The organism is Nocardioides sp. JCM 18999 (assembly GCF_055391175.1).
Genome location: NZ_AP043887.1, coordinates 471,580 through 497,098, shown reverse-complemented (window position 1 = coordinate 497,098; position 25,519 = coordinate 471,580). Strand labels below are relative to the sequence as shown.

The window sequence follows — 25,519 nt, the reverse complement described above, 5'->3', positions numbered from 1 at the left end:
CGACTTTATAGGCTGCGCCGGTGACCACCGCACTCCGCGAGCCCGCACAACGAGTCTCCACCCGCGCGCCGCGCTTCTGGCGCCTGACCGCGCTGCTCGTCGCCGTACCCGTCTGGCTGGTCTGCGCCGCCGTCGCGGTCGGTGCCGCGGCGGCTGCCGAGGGCGGGTGGCGCTGGCTGCTCCTGGCCGGCTGCGCCGTGGTCGCACTGGCTCCGATCCCCTACCTGACGGTCGTGCCGCGGATCCGGTACGACGTCCACCGCTGGGACATCACCGACATCGCCGTGCACGTCCGGCACGGCTGGCTCGGCCGGGTCGACGAGATCGTGCCGCTCTCCCGCGTCCAGACCGTCGACTCCAGCCAGGGGCCGCTGATGCGCGCCTTCAAGCTGCGCACCGTCACCGTCTCGACCGCGTCCAAGCAGGACACCGTCGCGATCGCCTTCCTCGACGAGGACGTCGCCCACGCGACGGTCGCACGCCTGGTGACGATCACCGCCGCGACGCCGGAGGACGCGACGTGAGCGAGACGCTTGCGCAGGACGTCGCCTGGGAGCGGCTCGATCGCAAGTCCCTGCTGACCGGACCGGCCAAGGCGATCCGGCAGTTCGGATTCGCCGCCGTGGTGGCGATCATCGGGTTGACCTCCGCTGGCGGCATCGAGAGCGCGCTCCTCGTCCTCCTCGGCGGCATCGTCGTGCTCACGATCGTCGGGGTGCTCCCCTGGCTGACCACCAGCTACCGGGTCACCGCCACTCATCTCGAGGTCCGCTCGGGCCTGATCAACCGCAAGACCCTGACCGCACGCCTGGATCGGGTCCGCAGCGTCGACCTCGAGTCCCCGCTGATCCACCAGGCCCTCGGCATCGTCCGGGTCAAGGTCGGCACCGGCGTCGACGAGGGCCAGATCGAGCTCGACTCCCTCGCCCGAACGACGGCGGAGCAGCTGCGCGCCCGCCTCCTGCACGGGTCGCACCCGACCGCCGACCCGGACGCCCCGGCCGGGGCAGCGCCGATGCCGGGCACCCAGCTCGCGGCCTTGGAGTGGTCCTGGCTCCGCTTCGCCCCGCTCAACCTGGTCAACGCCGCCGTCGTGATCGGTGCGGTCTTCGCGATCGCCACCCAGACCGGCGACGTGATCGGCTCGGCCGTGGAGGAGGGCGCCGAGGACGCAGCACGGAAGCTCGGCATCCTGGTCCTGCTGCTCGTGGTCCTGGCGGTCGCCCTGGTGCTGTGGGTCGCCTTCTCCTGCCTCGGCTACGCCCTGCGCTGGTTCAACCTCACGGTGACCCGGGAGGAGGGCAAGGACGGGACGACCCTGCACCAGAGCGCCGGCCTGCTGACCACCCGCTCGACCACGGTCGAGGAAGCCAAGGTGCGTGGGGTCAAGATGCGCCGCCAGCTGCTGATCGCGGCCGCCGGTGGCGCCGAGCTGTCGCTGCTCACCATCGGCCTGGAGGACAACACCCCCGCTGTCCTGCCCGCCGCCCCGATGGCGACGGTCGGGCGGATCGGTCACGAGGTGCTCGGCGAAGACACCGCCCTCACGACGCCGGTCATCGGCCACGGGCGCGTGGTCCTCTATCGCTACCTGCGCCGCGCCCTGTGGTGGACCCTCGGCGCCGCGGCACTTCTGGTCGCCGGCGCCCTGCTGGCGGTCCTTGACGACGCCGAGTGGCTGCCGTGGTGGGCCAGCGTGGCCATCGGTGCGCTGGTCGCGGTCGTCGGTGTCTGCGCCGCCGTGCTGACCTATCGCAACCTAGGCCACGCGCTGACCCCCGGCTACCTGGTCTCCCAGACCGGCGCCCTCACCCGGGAGCGGCTCGTGCTGGAGACCGACGGCATCGTCGGTTGGCAGATCAAGCAGTCCTACTTCGACCGTCGACTGGGGCTGGCCCAGCTGATGGCGACCACGGCGGCCGGCGACGAGCACGTCACCGTCAAGGACATCCCGCTGGATCAGGCGGTGGCGCTGACCCAGGCGGCGACGCCGCACGTCGTCAGCGAGTTCATCGCCTGATCAGGGAGCCGGCCAGACGACCTTGCCGTCAGCGCCGACGACACCCTGGAGGTACTCGCTGGCGAACCACGAGGTCGCCTGGGACGGCTTGATGTTCGTGCCGAGGTAGGTGTTGATGTCGGCGGTCAACGACTCGACGTTGGCCTTGTCGACCGAGCCCCAGGTGCCGGGCACCGGGTTGTCGGCGACCTGCTGCGACTCGGTCGTCCAGACCGCGGTCTGGTGGTCGGAGTCGTCGGTCGGGCTGTCGGCCTGCTTCTGCTGGAAGTCGATGCACTCCTCGACGTGCGCCTCGTCGGCGCAGTACTGGAACGCCTTGAACGTCGCGCGCATGAAGTCCGCGACCGCATCCGGGTTCTTCTGCGCCCAGTCGGAGTTCACCGCGAAGGCACCCGTCGATCCGGCGACGCCGTACTCCCAGGGCTTCCAGACCGTGACCTCGGTGCCAGCGTCCTTGAGCAGGTTGGGCTCGTTGGAGACGAAGCCGGTCAGGGCGTCGACCTGGCCGCGAGGCAGGATCGTCGGGTCGTAGCCGACCTTGATCGTCTTGACCTTGGTCCGGTCCACCCCGGCCTTGCCGAGCATCGCGGTGACCGAGAGCGGCAGGTAGCCCTTGATCCCGATCGACTTGCCCTCGAGCTGGGTCAGCGCGGTGATGTCGGGCATCGTCATCAGGATGTCGAGGCCGGCGTTGGAGTACGAGGAGATCCCCAGGATCTTGGGCGTCCCGCCGGCGGCGACGGTCGCGGCGTTGGAGGTGATGATGTCCTGCTCCGAGAGCGGACCGACCTGCACCTGGCCGGCCTGGACCAGCTTCGCGTTGACGGTGGTGTCACCCTGCCCGGGCTGGAGGTTGACGTCGAGGCACAGGTCCTTGAAGTAGCCGAGCCGGTCGGCGGCGATCACCTCGAGGATCGAGGCCGAGGCCTGCCAGTAGTAGCCCGACAGGTAGTTGATCTCCCCCGTCGCCTTGTTCCGCTCGCAGCGCTTGGCGGAGATGGCGTTCGGGTCGCCCTTGGTCGAGGAGGTCTCGTCGCTCCCGCAGGCGGCCAGCGACCCGAGCAGTACGACGCCCGCGACGGCGGCCGCGGCGCGGGACAGGGCGGGACGGGGGTGGGTGGCGACCATGACGGCTCTCCTTGTTCGACGTTCAGTATCGGGTCTGCGTGGATTCGTGCCAGTGCAGGACCCTGCGCTCGACGACGGTGACGAGCAGGAGCAGCAACGACCCCATGGCTGCCAGGACGAAGATAGCCGCCCACACGACCGCGAGCTGGTTCATGGAGGAGGCGACCTGGATGGTGGTGCCGAGACCGTCGCTGGAGCCGGCGGCGTTGAGCTCGGCCACGACGGCACCGATCACCGACAGCGGGAAGACGATCTGCAGGGCGGCGAAGACGAACGGCAGGCTGTTGGGCACCCGCAAGAACCGGAGCATCTCGAGCCGCGAGGCGTGCACGGTCTCGAAGACCTGAAGCACCGGGCGCGGCACGGTGCGCAGCCCGATCGAGGTGTTGATCAGGATCGGGAAGAAGCAGATCAGGCTGGTCAGGATCAGCTTGGGGCCGGGGCCGAAGCCGAACGCGACCACCAGCGCCGGGGCGATCGCCACCAGCGGGGTCACGTTGAGCACCACCGCGATCGGCATGATCGCGCGGCGTGCGATCGGGATCTCGCTGATCACGATCGCCAGAGCGAACGCGACCACGAAGGCGATCCCCAGGCCGAGCAGGGCCTCGCGCAGCGTCACCCAGGCCTGCTCGAGGAAGAAGTCGGGCTTGTCGCTCAGGACCTGCCAGATGTCGCCCAGCGGGGCGAGCAGGTAGGGCCAGCGCTCGACAGCCCACTGCCACAGCAGTCCGAGCACCAGGACCGTGATGACGGCGGGCGCCCACCAGCGCGGGTGCAAGTAGGTCGTTACCTTCTTCACGCGGCTCATCGCTCGGCCCCGCCTTCGAAGGCGAACCGCAGCCGCTCGCGGATCTGCAGCTCGTAGGCGTGGAACTCCGCCGAGGTGAGGATCTCCGCCGACCGCGGTCGGGGCAGGTCGATGTCGATCGAGTCGACGATCCGGCCCGGTCCGGGCGCCATCACGATCACCCGGTCCGACATCCGCACCGCCTCGCTGATCGAGTGCGTGACGAACAGGACGGTGGACCCGGTCTCGGCCCACAGGTCGAGCAGCTGCCCCTGCAGGGACTCCCGGGTGAACTCGTCGAGGGCGGAGAACGGCTCGTCGAGCAGCAGCACGTCGGGGCGCAGCCCGAAGGCGCGCACGATCGCGGCCCGCTGCCGCTGGCCGCCGGAGATCTGGTGCGGGAGCTGGTGCATCACGTCGCCCAGACCGGCACGGCGGAGCAGCTCCTCCATGTCCGGCAGGGGCATCCGGTTGTGCTTCCGGTTCACCCGGGCGGGCAGGCTCACGTTCTTGAGCACGCTCAGCCACGGCAGCAGCGCCTCACCTTGGGGCACCAGACCGAGCGCCTTGCCCTCGGCGGCCGCGGCCGGCGTACGACCGCCGATGTCGACCCGGCCCCGGTCGGCGGGCTCCAACCCCGCGACCAGCCGCAGCAGGGTCGACTTCCCGCAGCCGCTCGGGCCGATGATGCTGACGAAGCTGCCCTGCGGGACGGCCAGGTCGACCTCGTGCAACGCGATCGTCGTGGTGTCGTCGACGTTGCGGTACGCGCGGCAGGCACCCTCGACGAGGATCGCGGGCGCGGAGGTCATGCACCCATTCTCGTGGACTGCTCACAGGAATGGGGCGCCGGGTAGCCTCTGCGGGTGCGCATCGCTACCTGGAACGTGAACTCGCTCCGCACCCGGATCGACCGTGTCGAGGCCTTCCTCGACAAGCACGAGATCGACGTGCTCGCTCTCCAGGAGATCAAGGCGAAGCCCGACCAGATCCCGACGATGGGTCTGGAGGCGCGTGGCTACGAGATGGCCGCGGTCGGCTACAGCCAGTGGAACGGCGTCGCGATCCTCAGCCGCGTCGGCCTCGAGGACGTCCAGGTCGGCTTCGACTCGATGCCGCAGTTCAAGGAGGAGGACGAGGCGCGCGCCCTGTTCGCCACCTGTGGCGGGGTCCGGGTCGGTTCGCTCTACGTGCCGAACGGCCGCAAGCCCGACGACCCGCACTACGCCTACAAGCTGGACTGGCTGGCCCGTCTGCGCGAGGCCGCGCAGGCGTGGAAGGACACCCCGACCGCGCTGGTCGGCGACTGGAACGTCTGCCCCTTCGACGAGGACTGCTTCGACCCCAAGCAGTTCAAGAACGCCACCCACCTCACCCCGGCCGAGCGCGAGGCGTACTTCGCGATCGAGTCCGACTTCACCGACGTGGTGCGTCCGCACGCTCCCGGGCCCGAGGTCTACACCTACTGGGACTACTACCGGCAGCGGTTCGAGCGGAACCGTGGACTGCGGATCGACTTCATCCTCGGCTCCCCCGCCTTCGCCGGCCGGGTGAAGAACGCCTGGATCGACACCGACGCCCGCGATCCCGCGCAGGGTGAGGGTGCCCCCTCCGACCACGCCCCCGTGGTCGTCGACATCGCCGACTGACCTCTCACGGGGCTGCGGGCCGGGTCAGTGGACGATGCTGACCAGGAACCACCAGACCACCGCGGCCACCACTGGCGCGACAAGCGTGGCGAGCAGCAACCGGCTGGCCAGCGTCGGCCGTCCACGTCGTTCGGCGCGCAGCGCGCCCCACGCCAGCCCGATCAGGCCCGTGCAGAAGCCGAGCAGCAGCAGGATCCGCCAGCCCGCCTCCCAGGAGAGCACCGGCTGGTCGGCGCACTCGTCGATGCAGAGGTCCACGATCAGCGCAATCGCCAAGGACCCGACGAGGGCGCCCAGCACCGCGATCGTCATCACCAACGTTGCACCGAGCTCGATCCGTCGACGCCCCATCGTCTCCATGCTCGGACGCTACAACCTCGCAGCCGTCGCGGCCCCCGGATGCACGGCTATCGAATCGGACAGGCGGATCGGTGGCCCGCTTCCTACAATCAGCGCATGGGTCTCCTCACGCCGCTCGCGATCAAGATCGGCGCCCAGCCCTGGGTGCCGAGGTTCAACAAGCAGATGGTGGCGTTCGACCGGTTCCTGCACCGGATCAGCAAGGGCCGGTGGTCGACCCTCCGGATCATCAGCCTGCCCGGCCTGATGCTCACCGCCCCCGGTCGCAAGAGCGGCGTCGAGCACTCGGTGCCGCTGCTGTGCGTGCCGGGTCCCGAGGGCTACCTGGTCGCCGGGTCGTTCTGGGGCGGGCCGAAGCAGCCCGCCTGGGTGGTCAACATCGAGGCGGTCGAGGCCGCGGGCGGCACCGTGCTGGTCGGGTTCGACGGCGTCGACCGACGCTGCACGGTGCGGCGGCTGAGCGGCGAGGAGCGCGAGGCGGGTTGGAAGGCGATGGTCGCCGTCTGGCCCAACTACGAGAAGTACCAGGAGCGCACCGAGCGCACGATCAAGCTCTTCCGACTCCTCCCCGTGCCGAGCGCCGCCTGATGCCCGACCTCGCCCACCTGCTCACGTTCTCCCTCGCGGCGTTCATCCTGATCGTCATCCCGGGCCCGAGCGTGCTGTTCTCCGTCGGCCGCGCGATCTCCTACGGCCGCACCGCCGGCGTGGTCAGCGTCGCCGGGAACACGATCGGCTCGTTCCTGCTCGTCTGCGCGGTCGCCTTCGGCGTCGGCGCCCTGATCGCCGCCTCGGCCGTGGCCTTCACCATCATCAAGGTGCTCGGTGTCGGCTACCTGCTCTACCTCGGGGTGAGCGCGATCCGGGACCGGGACACCCACCACCTCGACGTGGAGACCGGGTCCGTCTCGCTGCGCCGGATCTTCGGCCAGGCCGTCATCGTGGGCGCGACCAACCCGAAGTCGCTGGCCTTCTTCGTCGCCGTACTCCCCCAGTTCGTCGACGACTCGCGCGGCTCGGCGACGGTCCAGATCCTCGTGTACGGCCTGGTCTTCGCCGTGATCGCGTTCTGCTCCGACAGCATCTGGGCGCTCGCCGCCGGCTCGGCCCGGGACTGGCTCGGCCGCAGCCCGCAACGACTCAGCCGCCTCTCCACGGCCGGCGGGGCGATGATGATCGGCCTCGCCGGGGTGCTCGCGTTCGCGCGCCGGACCGCCTGAGCATGATCGACCTCCGCCCCGCGACGCACGACGACGTGCCGGCCCTGATCGAGCTGTGGCTGCTGGCCGCCGAGAACGACTCCCGCCCCACCGACACGCCGCGGATGGTCGAGGCGCTGCTCGACCGGGACGCGGCGGCCTGCCTGGTCGCGGTGTCCGAGGACACGATCGTCGGCTCGATCATCGCCGGCTGGGACGGCTGGCGCGCCCACCTCTACCGACTGGCGGTCCACCCCGACGTACGACGCCAAGGAGTCGGCACCCGCCTGCTCGCGGCGGCGGAGCAGCGACTGATCGACCTCGGCGCACCCCGGCTCGACGCGATGGTGCTCGACGGCAACTCACTCGGCGCCTCCATCTGGGCTGCGGCCGGCTATGCGCGACAGCCCGAGTGGAGCCGGTGGGTCAAGCCGGCCTGAGCATGCAGGCGCCAGGCACTCGGTGCCTTAACATCCCGGCCATGAAGACCCGGATCCCGGCGGTTGTCGCCGCCCTCGCCGCCACCCTGCTCCTGACCGTCGGGACCCCGACCGCTGAGGCTGCGAGCCCGCAGGCCTCGCTGAAGAAGGCCGTCAAGACCTACACCACCTCCCTGCTCACCGGCCACGGCGCGAAGGCCTACGGCTACCTCGCCCCGCGCTGCAAGAAGCAGGTCACCAAGGCCGACTTCGTCGCCCTGGGCACCTACCTCAAGCAGACCTACGGCAACCCGCCGATGAAGTCCTACTCGGCGAAGATCAAGGGCTCCAAGGCCCGAGTCAACTACGCCTACGGCAACCCCGACCTCGACACCAAGAACGAGAGCTGGGTCAAGAAGTCCGGCCACTGGAAGTTCAACGGCTGCTGAGCCAACCCGCGGCGCGCCCGCAACGTCCCCACATTTGTTCAATGACGCCCCGCGGCCTGGACGGCCTGCGGGGTGTCGTCAAACAAATGTGGGAAAAAGGCGACCGTCAGGCCAGGCCCACGTCGTGCGTGTGGTGCACGAGGTCGTGCAGGAAGTACGCCGAGAGTGACTCGACGGTGAACCGCGACCCGTTGGAGCGGCGCCCGGTCCGACCCAGTGCGGCGTCGGGGACGATCTCGATCGCCCGGGCCATCGCCGCGCCCGCGGCCTTGAGGTCGACGGCGGTCTGCGACCGGTCGGCGTGGGCGTAGTCGGCCAGCACGGCGGTCTCGTCCTGGTCCCAGTTGAGGAACTCGGGGTCCTCCAGCACCAGCATCAGGTTGAGCCGGGCGAGCATGATCCGCAGCACGTCACGGATGTGGACGGCGTACTCCAGCGGTGACCAGGTCGTGGCGTCCGGACGGTCCGAGACCGAGCCGGGGCTGAGCATCAGCTCGACCCACAGCTCGACCAGCTCGCGGGTCGTGTCCGGGATCTCGCGGAACTGGGTCGATGCCGGGTCGAATCCGCACTCAGGGCAGGCGCGCTCGAGCACCCACGTCCAGTCCTTGTCGTCAGGGGTGAGGGTCACTCGAGCGATTCTGGCAGCCTCACCGATGCCGCGCCGAGGCCTTTCCTGCCAACGTGGCGGAGGTTGCTGCCACGGTCGCGACGTAGCGCGTGACCCGGCGACCGTTGCGGTCGCGGATCCGTCGCACGGCCACACCCTGGCGTCCGAGCTTCGCGGTGCCGACCAGGTGGCGGTGGCCGTCGTGCAGCCGGTAGAGCCGGACGTCGGTCCCCCGCGGTGCCGCCGCAACCACCCGGAGGACGTCGTAGCGACCACTGCTGCGCACGGTCAGCCTCGGGTGCACGGCGCGCGGCTCGGCGCGCACCGGCAGGGGTGCGAGTGAGTTGCCCTCGGGGATCGAGCCACAGTTCGGGGTGGCAGGCAGGCCGGCCATCTGAGCCAGCAACCACACCTGCCCGGTGACGAAGAAGGCGATGCCCGCGTTGGTGTGGTCCGCGTTCGGCACCTCGGTGTACTGGACCGACGCGCCCTGGGCGCAGTACTGCCGCGCCAGCGCGGCGACGTCCTTGACGATCATCACGTTGTCGCCGGTGCCGTCGTTGTTGCCGACCAGCATGAACATCGGCATCCTCGGGCGACCCGGGGTCGAGCCCATGATCAGCGAGTTCACGATCCGAGCCACCGGCGGGATCGCCAGGAAGTCGGCGTACTGCGGCTTCATCATCTGCGCGACCGTCAGGCCCGGGTAGTTGCCGTTGAACCCGCCGATGCACTCGTCGGCCACCTCGGCGGTGACCTTCTTGCCATAGGCGGACATGTACGGCGCCAGGTCGATGCCGAACGCGCGGCTCAGCGCCACGATCGCGGCCGGGATGACCCCGGACCAGGTCTGCGACCCGTTGACGTAGCGCAGGTTGTGGGCGAGGTGGACCGGGATCCCACCGATCGCGGTGGCCACGATGTTGAACTCGGGGGCGTACGTCGGCGCCAGCTCGGCGGCCCACTCGCCGGCGATCGATCCGCCCGAGTAGCCGAACATGCCGACCTTCGTCGACGCCGGCAGGTTGAGGAACGACTCGGTGGCGCGGATCGAGTCCAGCGTGCTCCACCCGGACTCGTGACCGGCGACCCAGTGCAGCTCCGTGCCCTCGAAGTCGGGCACCGTGACGGCGTACCCCTGCGCCACGAGGGCGGCGATCAGCGCCGACTCCTCCTGGGCGAGGGACTGGTTCTCCTCGCCCGGGTCACCGCCGCGCAGGGTGTAGCTCGGGGAGCACTTGTCGCCGAGCGCGTCGTAGAAGCTGAGGTAGGACACCACGCCGAGGATCGGCGCGCCGAGCGGGGCGATCACGGTGGTCACCGTGGCCGCGGGCGCGCCCTGCTCGTCGACGGTCCGGTAGAGCAGCTGGGTGGCCGAGATCGGCGCGGTGTTGGCGACCAGGGCCGTGATCGCGCGCTGCCCGAGCACCGCACCGGCCTTCTGCTGCGCCAGCGGCTTCGAGCCTGCGTAGGCGTAGAAGGGGTCGTTGTGCGGCAGCGGGATCGGGTCGGCCGCCGCGGCGGGGCGTGGGACCACGAGGCCGAGGCCAGCCGCCAGGACGATGCAGATCGAGACCGCGAAGACACGCATGTCTGGACCAACGAGAAGGTGTGAGCGGGGTTACATCCCGGCTACGGCGGTGGCGTCCAGGTCGTCATCGGTGTGGATCGTCGGGACCAGCCCGACCGCGCTCATCGCGGCGGCGGTCAGCGCCGACTGCTCCCGACCGGTCTCGATCAGGACGACGCCGCCGGGGGCCAGCCACCGACCGACCTCGGCCAGCACCTCACGGTGCCGCTCGACGCCATCGGCGCCCCCGTCCAGCGCCGTGCGGGGTTCGGACACGCGCGCCTCGGGCGGCATCAGCGCGATCCGGTCCGTGGGCACGTACGGCGCGTTCGCCACGATCACGTCGAACCCGCCCTGCAACGCCGCCGGCAGCGGCTCGAACCAGCTGCCCTCCAGCACCCGCGCCGCGGGCAGGCTCAGTCGAGCGCACGCCACCGCCGCCGGGTCCAGGTCGGTCGCCCACACCTCGAGCCCCGGCACCCGCGCCTGTACGGCGACCCCGACCGCTCCCGTGCCGCAGCCGAGGTCGAGCAGTCGGCCCGAGGTGAGGCCGCTGGCGTGCTGGGCCGCGAGTCGCACCAGCAGCTCGCTGCGTCGCCGCGGCACGAAGACCCCCGGGCGCACCGGGATCCGGAGCCCGTCGAACGCCGCCCAGCCGAGCACCACCTCGAGCGGTTCACCACCGACCCGGCGACGTACCAGCTCCTCGAGAGCGTCCCCGGACGCAGCCTCGACGAGCAGCGCCGCCTCCTCCTCGGCGAAGACGCACCCCGCGGCGCGCAGCCGCGCGATGATCTCGTTCACCCGCCCAGCCTAGGAGTCGGCCGGAACATCGGGCTCGGCTCATCCGTTGAACAGGACGTGCACAACCATTACAACGGCCTCAAGACCGCGATGCTCTTCGGCGGCATGTGGGCGATCGTTCTGGCCTTCTGGGCCCTGCTCGGCGCGAGCGCCAGCACGCTGTGGATCTTCGTGGCGATCGGCCTGGCGATGAACTTCTACGGCTACTGGAACTCCGCGCGCAGCGCGATCCGCGCGATGCGGGCCTACCCGGTCACCGAGGAGCAGCAGCCGGCGATGTACCGGATCGTGCGGGAGCTCTCGGCCAAGGCCAACCAGCCGATGCCGGAGCTCTACGTCTCCCCCACCAACGCCCCGAACGCGTTCGCGACCGGCCGCAACCCGCAGAACGCCGCGGTGTGCTGCACCGAGGGCATCCTCCAGCTGCTCGACGAGCGCGAGCTGCGCGGCGTCCTCGGCCACGAGCTGATGCACGTCTACAACCGCGACATCCTGACCGCCTCCATCGCGGGCGCGATGGCCGGTCTGATCACGTCGCTGGCCCAGTTCTTCATCTTCTTCGGCGGCAGCCGCGACGAGGACGGCGAGGGCGTCAACCCGCTGGTCGCGATCGCGATGGCGCTGCTCGCCCCGATCGCCGCCGCCGTGGTGCAGATGGCGATCTCCCGCACCCGGGAGTACGACGCCGACGAGGACGGCGCGAAGCTGACGGGTGACCCGTTGGCCCTCGCCAGCGCGCTCAAGAAGCTCGAGCTGGGCACCGCCGCGGCGCCGCTGCCTCCCGAGCCCAAGGTCGAGGCGGTGTCGTCGATGATGATCGCCAACCCGTTCAACTTCGAGGGTGCGCGCAAGCTGTTCTCCACCCACCCGCCCATGGAGGACCGGATCGCCCGCCTCACCGCGATGGCCGGCGGCAAGTACGGCCGCTGACCCATTCGTCGAGTGAGTGTCAGCCCCGCTCAGAGGGGGTCACCAGACACTCACTCGACGGTCAGGCGAAGCGGTCCGGATCCCCGGCGCCCACGCGGACGACCTCCGGGGCACCCTCGGACCAGTCGATCACGGTGGTCGGCTCGGCGGGTGAGTCGACGCCGGTCTCCACGACCACGTCGACGACGTGATCGAGCGTCTCCTTGACGTCCCACCCGCTGGTCCGCGCCTCGGTCTCGCCGGGCATGATCAGCGTCGAGGTCAGGATCGGCTCGCCGAGCTCCTCCAGGATCGCCTGGACGACGACGTGGTCGGGAATCCGCACACCGACGGTCTTCTTCTTCGGGTGCAGCAGCCGCCGCGGCACCTCGGGCGTGCCCGGCAGGATGAACGTGTAGGGCCCCGGCGTCGCGGACTTGATCGCCCGGAACGAGCTGTTGTCGACGTGCACCATCTGGCCGAGCTGGCTGAAGTCGCGACACACCAGCGTGAAGTGGTGCTTGTCGTCGAGCTCACGGATCGCGAGGATCCGGTCGCGGCCGTCCTTGGACCCGATCCGCGCGCCCAGCGCGTAGCCGGAGTCGGTCGGGTAGGCGATCACCTGGTCGCCCCGGAGGGCTTCGACGATCTGGGTGATGAGGCGCGGCTGGGGGTTGTCCGGGTGGATGTCCAGGTACCGCGCCATCAGTTCACTCCTCCAGCAGCAGCCGCAGCGGCTGCCTTCATGTCTCGACGTAGTTCCTTGGGCAGCGCGAAGACCAGCGACTCCTCGGCGGTCGTGACGGCGCGGGCGTCGGGATAGCCCCGGGCCGACAACCAAGCGAGCACGTCCTCGACCAGCGACTCGGGCACGCTCGCCCCGCTGGTCACGCTCACGGTGGCGACGCCGTCGAGCCAGGCCTCGTCGATCTCGGTGGCGTCGTCGACGCGGTACGCCGCCTTGGCACCGGTCTCGAGGGCCACGTCGACCAGCCGCAGGGTGTTCGAGGAGTTCTTCGAGCCGACCACGATCACCAGGTCGACGTCGGAGATCTCCTTGATCGCGACCTGCCGGTTCTGGGTGGCGTAACAGATGTCGTCGCTCGGCGGGTCGATCAGGCCGGGGAACTTGGCCTTCAACGCGCGGACCGTCTCCATGGTCTCGTCGACGCTGAGCGTGGTCTGGGAGAGCCAGACGATCTTGTCCGGATCCTTGACGGTCAGCGCCTCGACGTCGGCCGGGCCCTGGACCAGCTGGATGTGGTCGGGCGCCTCGCCCATCGTGCCCTCGACCTCTTCGTGGCCCTCGTGGCCGACCAGGATGATGTCGTAGCCCTCGTTGGCGAACCGGACCGCCTCGTAGTGCACCTTCGTCACCAGCGGGCAGGTCGCGTCGATCGTCTTCAGCTCGCGCACCGCCGCGTCGGCGTGCACGGCCGGGCTGACCCCGTGCGCGGAGAAGACCACGGTCTCGCCCGGCGGCACCTGGTCGAGCTCGTCGACGAAGATCGCGCCACGGCGACGCAGGTCATCGACGACGTGCTTGTTGTGCACGATCTCCTTGCGGACGTAGACCGGGGCGCCGTACAGGTCGAGGGCCTTCTCCACGGTGATGACGGCTCGATCGACACCCGCGCAGTAGCCCCGCGGGGAGGCCAGCAGCACCTGCTTCTCGGTGTCGCTGAGGATGCGCGGCGTTGCGAGGTCGACCATGTGGTTGAGTCTACGTGTGGCGATGGAGACCAGCCCCGAGCAGCCGGCACCGGTCCGCCAGATCGCCACCGCGATCGGCGGCTGGATCGACCGGCTCGGTGCCGTGTGGGTGGAGGGGCAGGTCACCCAGATCAGCCGCCGCCCCGGGATGGCGACCGTCTTCCTCACCCTGCGCGACTCCGTGGCCGACATCTCGATCTCGGTCACCGCGCCCCGCCACCTGATCGACTCCCTCGCGACGCCGCTGATCGAGGGCGCCTCGATCCTGCTGCACGCGAAGCCGTCGTTCTACCCCAACCGCGGCACCCTGTCGCTCGCCGCCCGCGAGATCCGCCCCGTCGGGCTCGGCGCCCTGCTGGCCCGGCTCGAGCAGCGCCGCCAGCTGCTGGCCGCCGAGGGGCTCTTCGCCGCCGAGCTCAAGCGGCCGCTGCCGTTCCTGCCGACCACCATCGGGTTGATCACCGCCGCGAACTCCGCCGCCGAGCGCGACGTCACCGAGAACGTACGTCGCCGCTGGGCTGCGGCCTCGCTCCGGATCGTCCACACCTCGATGCAGGGGACGCGCTGCGTCCCCGAGGTGATCGACGCCCTCGGACGACTCGAGGCTGATCCCTCGGTCGATGTCATCGTGATCGCCCGCGGTGGCGGCTCGGTCGAGGATCTGCTGCCGTTCTCCGACGAGGCGCTCATCCGGGCCGTGGCCGCGCTGCGCACCCCGGTGGTCAGCGCGATCGGGCACGAACCCGACACCCCGCTGCTCGACCTGGTCGCCGACCTGCGCGCCTCCACCCCGACCGATGCGGCCAAGCGGGTCGTCCCGGACGTGGCCGAGGAGCTCGCGCTCGTCGGCGGTGCCCGGGGCCGGCTGCGCTCACTGGTCGGGCACTGGATCGACCGGGAGCAGGCGGGCCTGGACGGGCTGCGCTCGCGGCCGGTGATGGCCGACCCGCGCGGCCTGATCGCCGACCGCGCCGACGAGGTCACCTCGCTGCAGGCGCGGGCCCGCCGGGTGATCTCACACCAGCTCGACCGGGCCGCCGACGACATCGGCCACCAGCGCGCCCGAGCCCGAGCACTGTCACCGTTGGCGACGCTGCAGCGCGGCTATGCCGTGCTGCAGGATTCCGACGGCCACGTCCTGACCTCCATCACCGCGGCAGCCGCCGGCGACCGGATCATGGTCCGGGTCGCCGATGGCCGCCTCCACGCCGACGTACAGAAGATCGAGGAGATCGATGGCACCGCCGAGTAAGAAGAAAGAGGCCGCAGCCGAGGAGCCGCAGCTCTCCTACGAGGAGGCGCGAGGTGAGCTGATCGAGGTCGTCCGCGCCCTCGAGACCGGCGGGCTCACGCTCGAGGAGTCGCTCGCGCTCTGGGAGCGCGGGGAGGCGCTGGCGACGCTGTGCCAGACCTGGCTCGACGGCGCTCGGGAGCGGCTCGACGCCGTCATCGCCGCCGACGACGAGTAGAACCCGAGACTCGACGCCCCAGAACCCGGGACTCGACGCCCCAGAACCCGGGATTCGGCGATTAGCTCAGCGGCGTGGTGACCAGGGAGGCGGCGAGCGCCGTGAGGTCGGCGACGGAGGCGGAGCCGTAGACCAGGAGGGTCTGCTCCTCACCGTCGACGGTGACGGTGGTGGCGAAGCCGTGGTCGCCGCCGGAGTCGCTCCAGGTGGTCCAGGTGGTCGCGATCCCGGCGGCAGCGGCCGCGTCGACGGGCGTGATCGTCACGTCCTCACCCTGACGCGCCGCCTTGTCGACGTACGTGTCGAGGAGGGTGTCGAGGTCGGCGTCCTCCTGCTCGACCCCGGCGTAGGCACCGGCGCCGGCACGGGCGCTGGTGAGCATGCCCAGGCCCCAGACCGGACGGTCGCCGGGGGTGAAGCGCACCGAGGTCGCCAGCCAGCCCTTCGGCAGGGTCGGCGGGTAGGCGACCGTGTAACCGCCGTCCTGGACCGCGGCAACCGTCTCGAGATACGGCACGGCCTCGGGCTTGATCTCCGGACGGTCGTGGGTCAGCGCCTGGATCCCCCAGAACGCGAGGACCGCGATGACCAGCACGATCATGGACCCGATCAGTCCCCCGAACGTGCGGGGATAGCGCCGCGCACCCTGCTGGGGTTCGGGCGTGGACTGCTGCGTCTGGGTCACTCGACCATTGTCGCCGCCAGGCACCACAGCAGAAATTCGGGATATGGATCGTTCAAGCGACGTAGGTCTCTTTCCCGGGTCTCCGCAGGGCCATCCGCGACGGATAAGGTTCGGCCCATGACGATGCCTGAGTCCCTGGATGTCCCGACTGTTTCGCCGGATCGCAACCTGGCCCTCGAGCTCGTTCGCGTCACCGAAGCCGCCGCCATGTCGGCCGCCCGCTGGGTCGGTCGTGGCGACAAGAACGGTGCCGACGGGGTCGCGGTCAACGCGATGCGCGTGATGATCTCGACCGTCGCGATGAACGGCACCGTCGTCATCGGCGAGGGCGAGAAGGACAACGCCCCGATGCTCTACAACGGCGAGCAGGTCGGTGACGGCACCGGCCCCGAGTGCGACGTCGCGGTCGACCCGATCGACGGCACCACCCTGACCGCCAAGGGCATGAGCAACGCCGTCGCCGTCATGGCCGTCGCCCCGCGGGGATCGATGTACGACCCGAGCGCCGTGTTCTACATGGAGAAGCTCGTCACCGGCCCCGAGGCCGCCGACGTGGTCGACATCCGCCTGCCCGTCGCGGAGAACATCCACCAGGTCGCCAAGGCCAAGGGCTCCCACCCCTCCGACATCACCGTGATCGTGCTCGACCGCCCGCGTCACGCCCAGCTCGTCGACGACATCCGCGCCACCGGCGCCCGGATCAAGTTCATCGTCGACGGCGACGTCGCCGGCGCGATCTCCGCGGCCAGCGCCGGGTCCGGCGCCGACCTGCTGCTCGGCATCGGCGGCACCCCCGAGGGCATCGTCGCCGCCTGCGCGATGAAGGCCATGGGCGGCACCATCCAGGGCCGGCTCTGGCCCCAGGACGACGCCGAGCGCCAGCGCGCCCTCGACGCCGGCCACAACCTCGACCCCGACTTCGTGCTGCACACCAACGACCTGGTCACCGGCGACGACTGCTTCTTCGTCGCCACCGGCATCACCGACGGCGACCTGATGAAGGGCGTCCACTTCGGTCGCGGCGGCTCGGTCATCACCGACTCCCTCGTCATGCGCAGCCGCTCCGGCACGATCCGCAAGGTCACCAGCGAGCACCAGCTGTCGAAGCTCCAGGCCTACTCGGCCATCGACTTCGGCCAGTGACCCTCGGCCAGTGATCGCTGACCTCGGCGACGGCCGCACGTTCGCCTACGAGACCTTCGGCGACGCGTCAGCGGAGCCGCTGCTGCTGGTGATGGGCCTCGGCGGCCCGATGATCTGGTGGAACGAGGACTTCTGCGAGCAGCTCGCGGCGCGGGGGTTCCACGTGATCCGGTTCGACAACCGCGACGCCGGGCACTCCTTCCGCGCCGAGGGACGGGTCCGGACCACGGACATCGTCCGGGCGTTCCTCGGTCGTCCGGTCGCGCGCCCCTACGGCCTCGAGGACCTGGCCGCCGACGCGTTCGACCTGCTCGACCACCTCGACATCGACACGGCCCACCTGGTCGGGATGTCGATGGGCGGGATGATCGCCCAGACGATGGCGATCGCGCACCCGGAGCGGGTCAGGTCGCTGACCTCGATCATGTCGACCACCGGCGGCCGCACGGTCGGCTGGCAGGACCCGCGGATCCTGCCGATCCTGCTCAAGCCGTCGTCCGGCGTGGACTCCTACGTGCGCAACGCACTCGCGCTGTGGCGCAAGATCCAGTCCCCCGCCTACCCGTTGTCGGAGACCGTGATCAACGAACGGTCGCTGCGCACCTGGGAGTACGGCGTCTCGGCGGCCGGGACCGGCCGGCAGATGCTGGCGATCCTGACCCAGCCCGACCGCGTCCCCGCGCTGCGCACCCTCGCGGTGCCGACGCTCGTCATCCACGGCCTGGCCGACCGGATGGTGCACGTCTCCGGCGGACGGGCGACCGCCATGGCGGTCCCCGGTGCCGAGCTGCTCGTGATCAAGGGCATGGGACACGACCTGCCGGAACAGCTCTGGCCGACGTACCTCGCGGCGATCCGTCGCACCGCTGACCGCGCGATCAAGACCGAGAGTTAGGCTAAGTAGCCGTGGCGAACGCACCTGAGTTCCTGTATTCCGACCTCCTGCCGGCCCACCACGACGACACCCCGTACCGGTTGGTGACGACCGAGGGCGTCTCGACCGTGGAGGTGGAGGGCCAGACCTTCCTCAAGGTCGACCCGGAGGCCATCCGTCGCCTGTCCTACGAGGCGATCCACGACATCCAGCACTACCTGCGCCCGGCCCACCTGGCCCAGCTGCGCAAGATCATCGACGACCCCGAGTCGAGCGGCAACGACCGGTTCGTCGCGCTCGACCTGCTCAAGAACGTCAACATCTCCGCCGGCGGGATCCTGCCGATGTGCCAGGACACCGGCACCGCGATCGTGATGGGCAAGAAGTCCGAGGGCGTCCTCACCGGCGTCGACGACGCCGAGGTCGTCGCCCAGGGCATCTTCGACGCGTACACGAAGCTCAACCTGCGCTACTCCCAGATGGCGCCGATCACGACGTACGAGGAGCGCCCGACCGGCAACAACCTGCCGGCCCAGATCGAGCTCTACGCGACGCCCGCCAAGGACGGGAAGGGCCCGGAGTACCACTTCCTCTTCATGGCCAAGGGCGGCGGCAGCGCCAACAAGTCGTTCCTGTACCAGGAGACGAAGGCGATCCTGAACCCCGACCGCCTGCTCACCTTCCTCGACGAGAAGCTCAAGAGCCTGGGTACGGCGGCGTGCCCGCCGTACCACCTGGCCGTGGTGATCGGCGGCACCAGCGCCGAGCACGCGCTCAAGACCGCCAAGCTGGCCTCGGCGCACTACCTGGACCACCTGCCGACCGAGGGCTCCCTGGCCGGGCACGGCATCCGTGACCCGAAGCTGGAGGAGGAGATCTTCGCCCTCACCCAGTCCTTCGGGATCGGTGCCCAGTTCGGCGGCAAGTACTTCTGCCACGACGTCCGCGTCGTGCGTCTCCCCCGCCACGGCGCCTCGCTGCCGGTCGCGATCGCGGTCTCCTGCTCGGCCGACCGGCAGGCGCTGGGCAAGATCACGGCCGAGGGCGTCTTCCTCGAGCAGCTCGAGACCGACCCGGCGCACTACCTGCCCGACACCACCGAGCAGCAGCTGATCGAGGGCGGCGAGGTCGTCGAGATCGACCTCAACCAGCCGATGTCGGAGATCCTCGCGGAGCTGTCGAAGCACCCGGTCAAGACCCGGCTCTCGCTGACCGGACCGCTGGTCGTGGCCCGCGACATCGCGCACGCCAAGATCAAGGAGCGGCTCGACGCGGGCGAGGAGATGCCGCAGTACCTCAAGGACCACCCGGTCTACTACGCCGGTCCGGCCAAGACCCCGGACGGGATGGCGTCGGGCTCCTTCGGGCCGACCACCGCGGGCCGGATGGACTCCTACGTCGCCGAGTTCCAGGCGGCGGGCGGCTCCCAGGTGATGCTGGCCAAGGGCAACCGGTCCAAGGTCGTCACCGAGGCCTGTCACGCCCACGGCGGCTTCTACCTCGGCTCGATCGGTGGCCCCGCGGCACGCCTGGCGCAGGACTGCATCACCTCGGTCGAGGTGCTCGAGTACCCCGAGCTCGGCATGGAGGCGATCTGGAAGATCGAGGTGGAGAACTTCCCCGCCTTCATCGTGGTCGACGACAAGGGGAACGACTTCTTCACCGACCCGTCGGGCACGACCACCATCCCGATGACCGGGATCCGGGTGCGTTCAGCCCAGTAGCGACCCGTCACGGCACCTTCCCGTCGCCTGAACTTCGCCCGGAATTTGGGTCGTTCGGGGGGCGACGACTGGGGCTGCCTCGGTTTACCTTTCTTAACCTACGGAAAGGGGACCCCGTGGAAGGGCTGCAGTTCGCGACCGACGACGGCGCGCCACCGCCGTGGGTCGGCCGCGTTCCGCACGTGGCCGGGTTGGTCGCGCTGCTCATCGGCGTGACCGTGCTGCTCGGCTGGGCCAGCGGCACCGAGCTGCTGCAGACCTTCGGTGGCCCCAACGAGTGCCCGATCGTCGCCGCGGTCGTCGTCGTCCTGACCGGGCTGTCCCTGATGGTCACCGACGAACCGGTCGGCCGCCGGCCCCCGGTGGGGTCGTTCCTGGTCGGCTCGATCAGCGTGCTCGGCGTCGTGATGGTCGTCCAGGCCGCGACCGACTGGTTCCCGGACGAGGACAACTCGTGGTTCCCGAGCCTGCCGAACGCCGTGCTGATCCTGCTCTTCTCCCTGTCCCAGCTCGGACCGAGGGCGGCCTGGGCGTCGCGGGCCCGGGCGATCTCACTGACCCTGTTCGTGGTCCTCGGGATCGGGTTCTGCCTGGTCGCGGTCTACCGCGCGCACGAGCTGGTCGCGATCGACGGCGGCGCTCGGCCCTCCCTCCCGGGAGCGTTGGCCTTCCTCGCCGCCGTGGTCGGACTGACCGCGGCACGCTCGACGCACCAGCCGATCAGCTGGCTCTGGCCCAACACCCTGACCGGCGCGTTCTCCCGCCGGCTCTTCCCCACCGCGGTCTTCGTCCCGATGGCGCTCGGCGGCGTGTCCTACCTGGGCTACAAGGTCGGCTGGTACTCGATGCCGTTCGCCCTCACCCTGCTGACCGTCTCGGTGACCACGGCGACGGTCGCGGTCGTCACGGTCACGGCCAACGTGATCTCCCGGGCCGAGAACCGGATCAACCGGGCGACCGCCCGCTTCCAGGCGCTGATGTACGCCGCCCCCTACGCCACCTTGCTGGTGGACCGCTCCGGGGTGATCCGGTTCGCCAACCACCCCGCCGAGATCCTCCTCGGCTACCCCCCGGAGGATCTCGTGGGGCAGCCGATCGAGATCCTGATCCCCGTGCTCCAACGCGCCGGCCACGCCCAGCTGCGCGCCGACTTCGTCGCCCCGCCCAACGGCGGCGACGGAGGCCACCCGGCCGACCTGCACGCGTTGCACCGGCTCGGTCACCACGTGCCGATCGAGATCAGCCTGAGCCAGGTCACCTTCGCCGACGGCCTCAACACCGTCGTCGCGCTGCGCGACGTGAGCGAGAAGCGCGCCGCCGAGATCGCCCTGCGTGAGGCCAACGAGCGCTTCCGCCTCCTCGCCGAGCACGACGAGCTCACCGGCCTGCCCAACCGTCGCCAGCTGGAGAACCAGCTCGAGCACCACTTCGACTCCTACCCGGTCCGCAACGGCGGGCTGCTCTTCATCGACCTCGACCACTTCAAGGAGGTCAACGACACCCTCGGGCACCGCGCCGGTGACGCCCTCCTGGCCGAGGTCGCGCACGCGATGAGCGCGCGGATCTCCGGCAGCACCCTGCTGGCACGGCAGGGCGGCGACGAGTTCCTGGTGCTGGTGCGCCATGGCGGCGTCGAGGAAGCACTGAGTGTGGCGAAGGAGATGCAGGACGCCGTACGGGAGGCGAGCAGTGACTTCGAGGGCGGTGACTTCCTGGTGACAGCCTCGGTCGGGATCGTCGCACTGGACCAGGTCCCGTCCACGGACTCCCCGAGCACGGCGGCGCTGATCTGCGCCGACATCGCGCTCTACATCGCCAAGAATGCCGGCGGCGACCAGATCGCGGTCTTCGACGAGGCCTGAATAGCGACACAGCGTGCGATTTTCACGCCCACTGTAATTCGCTGCAATCCCCCACGAATTCGAAAGATCACACTTACTGTGGCCGATGGGGACCATTAGTTGGAGGGCTTGGGGAGGCCTCGATGTATCGCTCGGCGTCCATTTCCGGACCGCCGGCGTGGGCACGCGTACTACCTGTATCTGCCGGCGCCGTGGTGGTCCTGGTCGGCTTTGTCGTGCTCGCGGGCTGGCACAGCGGGCAGATGACGCTCACGCACTGGTCCGGCTACGGCGCCTCGATGAAGGCCAACACCGCGGTCCTCGCCGTGCTCTGCGGAGTCTGGCTGCTCATCCCCGCCGACCGGTGGCGGGTCTGGTCGAGCCTGGCCCTCGGGCTCCCGATCCTCCTGACCGCCTCCCTCACGGCCGCCGAGTGGTTCACCGGCGCCTCGCTCGGCATCGACGACCTGTTCAGCCCGATCCTCGGCCTCGGTGCCCCGTCCGGGCGGATGAGCCTGCCGATGGCCGGGGCTTTCGTCTTCTTCTCGCTGGTGATCCTCACCGGACCGATCCACCAGGGCCACTTCCTGCGCCGTCTCCCCACTTCGATGGGGATGGTCTATCTCTTCTACGCCCTGGCGCTCGAGCTCTTCATCTTCTACAACGCGCGCGACCTTGACACCCAGTCCCAGGACTCCGGGATCGCCGTGGCCAGCTCGGTCGTGCTGATGTCGCTCGCCGTCGGGGTCTTCGGTCGGCACGCCACCCGACGACCGCACCGCTGGCTCTGGGAGAGCGGTCTGGCGGGATCCTTCAGCCGGCGGATGGTGCCGGTCTCCCTGTTCGTCCCGGTGGTGCTCTGCACGATCGAGCTCGTCCTGATCGACGCCGGCGTGCTCGAGTTCCGCGCTGCGCTCGCCCTCATCGCCGCCCTGATCTCGTTCGCCCTCCTGCTGGTCATCGCCGACACGATCCGGGTCGTCACCCGGGCAGAGCAGGAGCGCGATCAGGTCACGCTGGAGCTGGCCGCGATCTTCGACTCGGTGCCCGCCGTGATCGCGGTGCGCGACCTCGACGGCAAGATCCTGCGCGCCAACAGCGTGCTCGCCGAGGCCCGGGGCGCGCACCCGTCGGCGATGGTCGGGCGGACGATCGACGACTTCTATCCGCCCGAGGTGGTGCAGGTCCTCGAGGAGCAGGTCGAACGGATCCGGCTCTCGGCCCGCGCGGAGACGATCGATCTCCAGACCAACCCGGCGCAGGGCGGCGTGCGGATGACCGAGCTGACCCAGTTCCCGGTCACCGACCCCGACGGCACCGTCATCGGCATGGGCGCGATCGGCATCGACGTCACCAAGCGGCACGAGGCCCAGGAGGCCGCCGACCAGGCGACGGCCCGACTCAAGGCGTTCCTCGACTCGGCCCCCGACGCCACCATCGTGGTCGACTCGCTCGGCACCATCACGTTCGCCAACGAGCAGACCACCCTGCTGCTCGGCTACTCGAGTGAGGAGCTCGTCGGGGCCAGCGTCGACCTGCTCGTGCCGATGTCGGTGCGCGACCGGCACGCCGGCCTGCGGCACCGGTACACCGACAAGCCCGGACGCCGCGCGATGGGCGCCAACATCGCCCTGTCGGCCCTGCACAAGGACGGCCACGAGATCCCGGTCGAGATCAGCCTCGGGCCGCTCGAGACCGACGGCGAGGCCGTCACAGTGGCCTCCATCCGCGACGTCACCGAGAAGCGCGCCGCCCAGGAGATCGCCAACCGCGCGACCGCCCGGTTCAAGGCCGTGCTGGACTCCGCCCCCGACTCCACGATCGTGGTCGACTCGGCGGGGAAGATCACGTTCGTCAACGAGCAGACCACCCGACTGCTGGGCTACACCTCGAAGGAGCTGGTCGGGGCCAGCGTCGACCTGCTCGTGCCGCTGTCGGTGCGCGATCGGCACGCCGGGCTGCGCGACGGCTACGCGACCAACGCCGGTCGCCGCGAGATGGGCGCCGACATCGCCCTGTCGGCCCTGCACAAGGACGGCCACGAGATCCCGGTCGAGATCAGCCTCGGGCCGCTGGAGATCGACGGGGAGATCGTCACCGTCGCCTCCATCCGCGACGTCACCGAGAAGCGCGCCGCCCAGGAGGCGCTGCAGGCGGCCGAGGAGCACTACCGCTACCTCTCCGAGCACGACCCCCTGACCGGGCTGCCCAACCGGCGCCGGTTCACCGACGCGCTGGAGACGATGGTCGAGACCACCCCCGACTCCGGCGCCCTGCTCGCGATCGACCTCGACCGCTTCAAGACGGTCAACGACGCCTACGGGCACGAGGCCGGGGACCGACTGCTCGTCGTCGTGGCGGCCGCACTCGCGGCGTCGATCCGTGCCGAGGACGTGCTCGCCCGCGTCGGCGGCGACGAGTTCCTGGTGCTCTGCCCCGGCTGCTCGGCCGAGGACGCGTTGGGGTTGGCCAACCGCATCGTCGGCGTCGTCCAGGAGGTCGCCGACCGGTTCGGCGAGGCCGGCCGGTACGTCGGCGCCTCGGTGGGCGTGGTGAACATGATCGACCTCGAACCGATCGACCGGACCCCCAAGGTGGCCCTGCTCCGCGCCGACCTCGCGCTCTACGGCGCGAAGTCCGAAGGACGCGGCCGCTCCCAGGTCTACGTCCCCACCCCCCGGTCCGGGGAACAGAGTCGGGACCACGAGCGCTCTTGATGATGTGACTGAGTTTCGCATCGAGCACGACTCCCTGGGCGAGGTCCAGGTCCCCGCCGCCGCCCTCTGGCAGGCCCAGACCCAACGCGCCGTCGAGAACTTCCCGATCTCCGGCACCCCGCTCGAGCCGGCGTTGATCCATGCGCTCGGGGTGATCAAGGCCGCGGCTGCGGCGGTGAACGTGTCGTTGGGCGTGGTGGAGGCCGACGTGGGGGCTGCCGTGCAGGCTGCGGCCTCGGCCGTCGCCCGCGGCGAGTACGACGACCAGTTCCCGATCGACGTCTTCCAGACCGGCTCCGGCACGTCCTCGAACATGAACGCCAACGAGGTGATCGCCACCGTCGCGACGCGTGACGGCGGCGTGGCGGTGCATCCCAACGACCACGTGAACGCCTCGCAGTCGAGCAACGACGTCTTCCCCAGCGCGATCCACATCGCGGCGGTGCTGGCGGTGCGCGACGACCTGCTGCCTGCTCTGTCGGTGTTGGCTGAGTCGCTGTCGACGCAGTCCGAGGCGTTCGCGGGCCTGGTCAAGAGCGGCCGGACGCACCTGATGGACGCGACCCCGGTCACCCTGGGTCAGGAGTTCGGCGGCTATGCGGCCACGGTCCGGCTCGCGGCCGAGCGCCTCGGCGACGTACTGGTGCGAGTGCGGGAGCTGCCCCTGGGCGGGACCGCGGTCGGGACCGGGATCAACACGCCTGCCGGGTTCGCGCCGGCGGTGATCGCGGAGGTGAACGCGGCGACCGGCGAGGCCTTCACGGAGGCGCGCAACCACTTCGAGGCCCAGGGCACCCGCGACTCCCTCGTCGAACTGTCCGGGGTGCTCAAGACGCTGGCCGTCGGGCTGATCAAGATCGTCAACGACCTGCGCTGGATGGCGTCGGGGCCGACGGCGGGGCTCGCGGAGATCCACCTCCCCGACCTCCAGCCCGGCTCCTCGATCATGCCCGGCAAGGTGAACCCCGTGATCCCCGAGGCGGTGGCGATGGTCGGGTTCCAGGTGATCGGCAACGATGCGGCTGTGGCTGTTGCTGGAGCCTCCGGCGCGTTCGAGCTCAACGTCGCGATGCCCGTGATGGCGCGCAACGTGCTGGAGTCGATCCGCCTGCTCTCGTCATCAATGCGGTTGCTGGCGACGCGGGTGGTGGACGGGATCACGCCGAACGTCGAGCGGATGCGGGCGTACGCGGAGTCCTCCCCCTCCATCGTGACGCCGCTCAACCGGGTGCTGGGCTACGAGGCCGCCGCAGCGATCGCCCAGCGCGCTCTGCGCGACGGGATCACGGTGCGTGCTGCCGTGATCGCCCAGGGGCACGTCGAGCGCGGAGAGATCACGCTGGCGGACCTGGACGCGCTGCTGGATGTCGCCTCGATGACCCGGCCACCGGAGATCTGACCGTTCTTGCAGAAGTTTGAGCCGACACGCCGGACCTACCGGCGTGT

The 25,519-nt window shown here is 70.1% G+C and carries 26 protein-coding genes; 16 read left to right on the top strand and 10 right to left on the bottom strand.

Going from position 1 to position 25,519, the window contains the following annotated elements; translation table 11 throughout:
• The first annotated feature begins 20 nt into the window (after positions 1 to 20).
• Together ACZ5J1_RS02340 and ACZ5J1_RS02335 are read left to right on the top strand one after the other, a co-directional pair.
• Positions 21 to 524, top strand: coding sequence for a PH domain-containing protein (locus tag ACZ5J1_RS02340; RefSeq protein ID WP_464562133.1), 504 nt, complete (start codon positions 21 to 23; stop codon positions 522 to 524).
• A complete protein-coding gene (locus tag ACZ5J1_RS02335) occupies positions 521 to 2,020 on the top strand; it encodes a PH domain-containing protein (protein WP_464562131.1) in 1,500 nt (499 codons plus the stop codon). Before ACZ5J1_RS02340 ends, ACZ5J1_RS02335 begins: the two co-directional genes overlap by 4 nt.
• On the opposite strand, the gene ACZ5J1_RS02330 is transcribed toward ACZ5J1_RS02335, so the two are convergent.
• The 3 genes from ACZ5J1_RS02330 to ACZ5J1_RS02320 are packed head-to-tail and all read right to left on the bottom strand — an operon-like array spanning position 2,021 to position 4,750.
• Positions 2,021 to 3,148, bottom strand: coding sequence for an ABC transporter substrate-binding protein (locus ACZ5J1_RS02330; protein WP_464562129.1), 1,128 nt, complete (start codon positions 3,146 to 3,148; stop codon positions 2,021 to 2,023). It lies immediately after the preceding gene.
• A gap of 22 nt (positions 3,149 to 3,170) precedes the next feature.
• Entirely contained in the window at positions 3,171 to 3,959 is a 789-nt protein-coding gene (locus ACZ5J1_RS02325) for an ABC transporter permease (protein WP_464562127.1), read from the bottom strand.
• Complete coding sequence (locus ACZ5J1_RS02320; protein WP_464562125.1) at positions 3,956 to 4,750, bottom strand: ABC transporter ATP-binding protein; 795 nt, start codon at positions 4,748 to 4,750, stop codon at positions 3,956 to 3,958. Before ACZ5J1_RS02320 ends, ACZ5J1_RS02325 begins: the two co-directional genes overlap by 4 nt.
• A 54-nt stretch (positions 4,751 to 4,804) precedes the next feature.
• Between ACZ5J1_RS02320 and ACZ5J1_RS02315 the strand changes: the two genes are divergently transcribed.
• Positions 4,805 to 5,587: an exodeoxyribonuclease III gene (locus ACZ5J1_RS02315; RefSeq protein ID WP_464562123.1), complete on the top strand. Its 783-nt coding sequence runs from the start codon at positions 4,805 to 4,807 to the stop codon at positions 5,585 to 5,587.
• Between the two features lie 24 nt (positions 5,588 to 5,611).
• On the opposite strand, the gene ACZ5J1_RS02310 is transcribed toward ACZ5J1_RS02315, so the two are convergent.
• Positions 5,612 to 5,947 (bottom strand): hypothetical protein, encoded by a 336-nt coding sequence (locus ACZ5J1_RS02310; RefSeq protein ID WP_464562121.1) that lies wholly within the window; start codon positions 5,945 to 5,947, stop codon positions 5,612 to 5,614.
• A gap of 96 nt (positions 5,948 to 6,043) precedes the next feature.
• Between ACZ5J1_RS02310 and ACZ5J1_RS02305 the strand changes: the two genes are divergently transcribed.
• The 4 genes from ACZ5J1_RS02305 to ACZ5J1_RS02290 are packed head-to-tail and all read left to right on the top strand — an operon-like array spanning position 6,044 to position 8,014.
• The gene (locus ACZ5J1_RS02305; protein WP_464562119.1) at positions 6,044 to 6,535 is read left to right on the top strand and encodes a nitroreductase family deazaflavin-dependent oxidoreductase; all 492 of its coding nucleotides are present in this window, start codon (positions 6,044 to 6,046) and stop codon (positions 6,533 to 6,535) included.
• Positions 6,535 to 7,167, top strand: a complete 633-nt coding sequence (locus tag ACZ5J1_RS02300; RefSeq protein WP_464562117.1) for a LysE family translocator — start codon at positions 6,535 to 6,537, stop codon at positions 7,165 to 7,167. Before ACZ5J1_RS02305 ends, ACZ5J1_RS02300 begins: the two co-directional genes overlap by 1 nt.
• 2 nt (positions 7,168 to 7,169) lie before the next feature.
• Positions 7,170 to 7,586, top strand: a complete 417-nt coding sequence (locus tag ACZ5J1_RS02295; RefSeq protein ID WP_464562115.1) for a GNAT family N-acetyltransferase — start codon at positions 7,170 to 7,172, stop codon at positions 7,584 to 7,586.
• 41 nt (positions 7,587 to 7,627) lie between these two features.
• Positions 7,628 to 8,014 (top strand): hypothetical protein, encoded by a 387-nt coding sequence (locus ACZ5J1_RS02290; protein ID WP_464562113.1) that lies wholly within the window; start codon positions 7,628 to 7,630, stop codon positions 8,012 to 8,014.
• Positions 8,015 to 8,120: 106 nt separating this feature from the next.
• On the opposite strand, the gene ACZ5J1_RS02285 is transcribed toward ACZ5J1_RS02290, so the two are convergent.
• From ACZ5J1_RS02285 to ACZ5J1_RS02275, 3 genes are read right to left on the bottom strand one after another with little or no spacing between them, the layout of a single operon-like run.
• Positions 8,121 to 8,645: a DinB family protein gene (locus ACZ5J1_RS02285; RefSeq protein ID WP_464562112.1), complete on the bottom strand. Its 525-nt coding sequence runs from the start codon at positions 8,643 to 8,645 to the stop codon at positions 8,121 to 8,123.
• Between the two features lie 19 nt (positions 8,646 to 8,664).
• Complete coding sequence (locus ACZ5J1_RS02280) at positions 8,665 to 10,215, bottom strand: lipase family protein (RefSeq protein ID WP_464562110.1); 1,551 nt, start codon at positions 10,213 to 10,215, stop codon at positions 8,665 to 8,667.
• Between the two features lie 30 nt (positions 10,216 to 10,245).
• Positions 10,246 to 10,998, bottom strand: coding sequence for a putative protein N(5)-glutamine methyltransferase (locus ACZ5J1_RS02275; protein WP_464562108.1), 753 nt, complete (start codon positions 10,996 to 10,998; stop codon positions 10,246 to 10,248).
• 57 nt (positions 10,999 to 11,055) lie between these two features.
• Here ACZ5J1_RS02275 and htpX point away from each other — a divergent pair, with 57 nt between their 5' ends.
• On the top strand, positions 11,056 to 11,928 hold the full coding sequence (gene htpX, locus ACZ5J1_RS02270; RefSeq protein WP_464562106.1) for a zinc metalloprotease HtpX: 873 nt from the start codon (positions 11,056 to 11,058) through the stop codon (positions 11,926 to 11,928).
• A 61-nt stretch (positions 11,929 to 11,989) separates the two neighbouring features.
• Here htpX and ACZ5J1_RS02265 read toward each other — a convergent pair whose 3' ends face one another.
• Together ACZ5J1_RS02265 and ACZ5J1_RS02260 are read right to left on the bottom strand one after the other, a co-directional pair.
• Positions 11,990 to 12,613, bottom strand: coding sequence for an L-threonylcarbamoyladenylate synthase (locus tag ACZ5J1_RS02265; RefSeq protein ID WP_464562104.1), 624 nt, complete (start codon positions 12,611 to 12,613; stop codon positions 11,990 to 11,992).
• A complete protein-coding gene (locus ACZ5J1_RS02260; protein ID WP_464562102.1) occupies positions 12,613 to 13,620 on the bottom strand; it encodes a 4-hydroxy-3-methylbut-2-enyl diphosphate reductase in 1,008 nt (335 codons plus the stop codon). Before ACZ5J1_RS02260 ends, ACZ5J1_RS02265 begins: the two co-directional genes overlap by 1 nt.
• A 16-nt stretch (positions 13,621 to 13,636) precedes the next feature.
• Between ACZ5J1_RS02260 and xseA the strand changes: the two genes are divergently transcribed.
• Together xseA and ACZ5J1_RS02250 are read left to right on the top strand one after the other, a co-directional pair.
• Positions 13,637 to 14,872, top strand: coding sequence for an exodeoxyribonuclease VII large subunit (gene xseA / locus ACZ5J1_RS02255; protein ID WP_464562101.1), 1,236 nt, complete (start codon positions 13,637 to 13,639; stop codon positions 14,870 to 14,872).
• Positions 14,856 to 15,089 (top strand): exodeoxyribonuclease VII small subunit, encoded by a 234-nt coding sequence (locus tag ACZ5J1_RS02250; RefSeq protein ID WP_464562099.1) that lies wholly within the window; start codon positions 14,856 to 14,858, stop codon positions 15,087 to 15,089. The genes xseA and ACZ5J1_RS02250 overlap by 17 nt, the downstream gene beginning before the upstream one ends.
• Before the next feature lie 61 nt (positions 15,090 to 15,150).
• On the opposite strand, the gene ACZ5J1_RS02245 is transcribed toward ACZ5J1_RS02250, so the two are convergent.
• Positions 15,151 to 15,774 carry a DUF4245 family protein gene (locus tag ACZ5J1_RS02245; RefSeq protein ID WP_464562097.1) on the bottom strand — a complete coding sequence of 208 codons (624 nt, stop codon included), beginning with the start codon at positions 15,772 to 15,774 and terminating at the stop codon, positions 15,151 to 15,153.
• Positions 15,775 to 15,891: 117 nt separating this feature from the next.
• On the opposite strand from ACZ5J1_RS02245, the gene glpX reads away from it, so the two are divergent.
• The 6 genes from glpX (at position 15,892) to ACZ5J1_RS02215 (ending at position 25,472) form a co-directional block, all read left to right on the top strand.
• Positions 15,892 to 16,917, top strand: coding sequence for a class II fructose-bisphosphatase (glpX, locus tag ACZ5J1_RS02240; protein ID WP_464562095.1), 1,026 nt, complete (start codon positions 15,892 to 15,894; stop codon positions 16,915 to 16,917).
• Positions 16,918 to 16,927: 10 nt separating this feature from the next.
• Positions 16,928 to 17,812 (top strand): alpha/beta fold hydrolase, encoded by an 885-nt coding sequence (locus tag ACZ5J1_RS02235; protein ID WP_464562093.1) that lies wholly within the window; start codon positions 16,928 to 16,930, stop codon positions 17,810 to 17,812.
• A gap of 11 nt (positions 17,813 to 17,823) precedes the next feature.
• On the top strand, positions 17,824 to 19,515 hold the full coding sequence (locus ACZ5J1_RS02230) for a fumarate hydratase (RefSeq protein WP_464562091.1): 1,692 nt from the start codon (positions 17,824 to 17,826) through the stop codon (positions 19,513 to 19,515).
• A gap of 116 nt (positions 19,516 to 19,631) precedes the next feature.
• Positions 19,632 to 21,377, top strand: coding sequence for a diguanylate cyclase domain-containing protein (locus ACZ5J1_RS02225; RefSeq protein ID WP_464562089.1), 1,746 nt, complete (start codon positions 19,632 to 19,634; stop codon positions 21,375 to 21,377).
• Between the two features lie 242 nt (positions 21,378 to 21,619).
• Positions 21,620 to 24,073: a PAS domain S-box protein gene (locus tag ACZ5J1_RS02220; protein WP_464562087.1), complete on the top strand. Its 2,454-nt coding sequence runs from the start codon at positions 21,620 to 21,622 to the stop codon at positions 24,071 to 24,073.
• A gap of 4 nt (positions 24,074 to 24,077) precedes the next feature.
• Positions 24,078 to 25,472: a class II fumarate hydratase gene (locus ACZ5J1_RS02215; protein ID WP_464562086.1), complete on the top strand. Its 1,395-nt coding sequence runs from the start codon at positions 24,078 to 24,080 to the stop codon at positions 25,470 to 25,472.
• Positions 25,473 to 25,519 lie beyond the last annotated feature (47 nt).

Coding starts and splice junctions, on each gene's coding strand:
- ACZ5J1_RS02330 (WP_464562129.1), bottom strand. CDS start 3,148: ATGGTCGCCACCCACCCCCGTCCCGCCCTGTCCCGCGCCGCGGCCGCC.
- ACZ5J1_RS02260 (WP_464562102.1), bottom strand. CDS start 13,620: ATGGTCGACCTCGCAACGCCGCGCATCCTCAGCGACACCGAGAAGCAG.
- ACZ5J1_RS02290 (WP_464562113.1), top strand. CDS start 7,628: ATGAAGACCCGGATCCCGGCGGTTGTCGCCGCCCTCGCCGCCACCCTG.
- ACZ5J1_RS02295 (WP_464562115.1), top strand. CDS start 7,170: ATGATCGACCTCCGCCCCGCGACGCACGACGACGTGCCGGCCCTGATC.
- ACZ5J1_RS02305 (WP_464562119.1), top strand. CDS start 6,044: ATGGGTCTCCTCACGCCGCTCGCGATCAAGATCGGCGCCCAGCCCTGG.
- ACZ5J1_RS02300 (WP_464562117.1), top strand. CDS start 6,535: ATGCCCGACCTCGCCCACCTGCTCACGTTCTCCCTCGCGGCGTTCATC.
- ACZ5J1_RS02250 (WP_464562099.1), top strand. CDS start 14,856: ATGGCACCGCCGAGTAAGAAGAAAGAGGCCGCAGCCGAGGAGCCGCAG.
- ACZ5J1_RS02325 (WP_464562127.1), bottom strand. CDS start 3,959: ATGAGCCGCGTGAAGAAGGTAACGACCTACTTGCACCCGCGCTGGTGG.
- ACZ5J1_RS02220 (WP_464562087.1), top strand. CDS start 21,620: ATGACGCTCACGCACTGGTCCGGCTACGGCGCCTCGATGAAGGCCAAC.
- glpX (WP_464562095.1), top strand. CDS start 15,892: ATGACGATGCCTGAGTCCCTGGATGTCCCGACTGTTTCGCCGGATCGC.
- ACZ5J1_RS02280 (WP_464562110.1), bottom strand. CDS start 10,215: ATGCGTGTCTTCGCGGTCTCGATCTGCATCGTCCTGGCGGCTGGCCTC.
- ACZ5J1_RS02320 (WP_464562125.1), bottom strand. CDS start 4,750: ATGACCTCCGCGCCCGCGATCCTCGTCGAGGGTGCCTGCCGCGCGTAC.
- ACZ5J1_RS02310 (WP_464562121.1), bottom strand. CDS start 5,947: ATGGAGACGATGGGGCGTCGACGGATCGAGCTCGGTGCAACGTTGGTG.
- ACZ5J1_RS02265 (WP_464562104.1), bottom strand. CDS start 12,613: ATGGCGCGGTACCTGGACATCCACCCGGACAACCCCCAGCCGCGCCTC.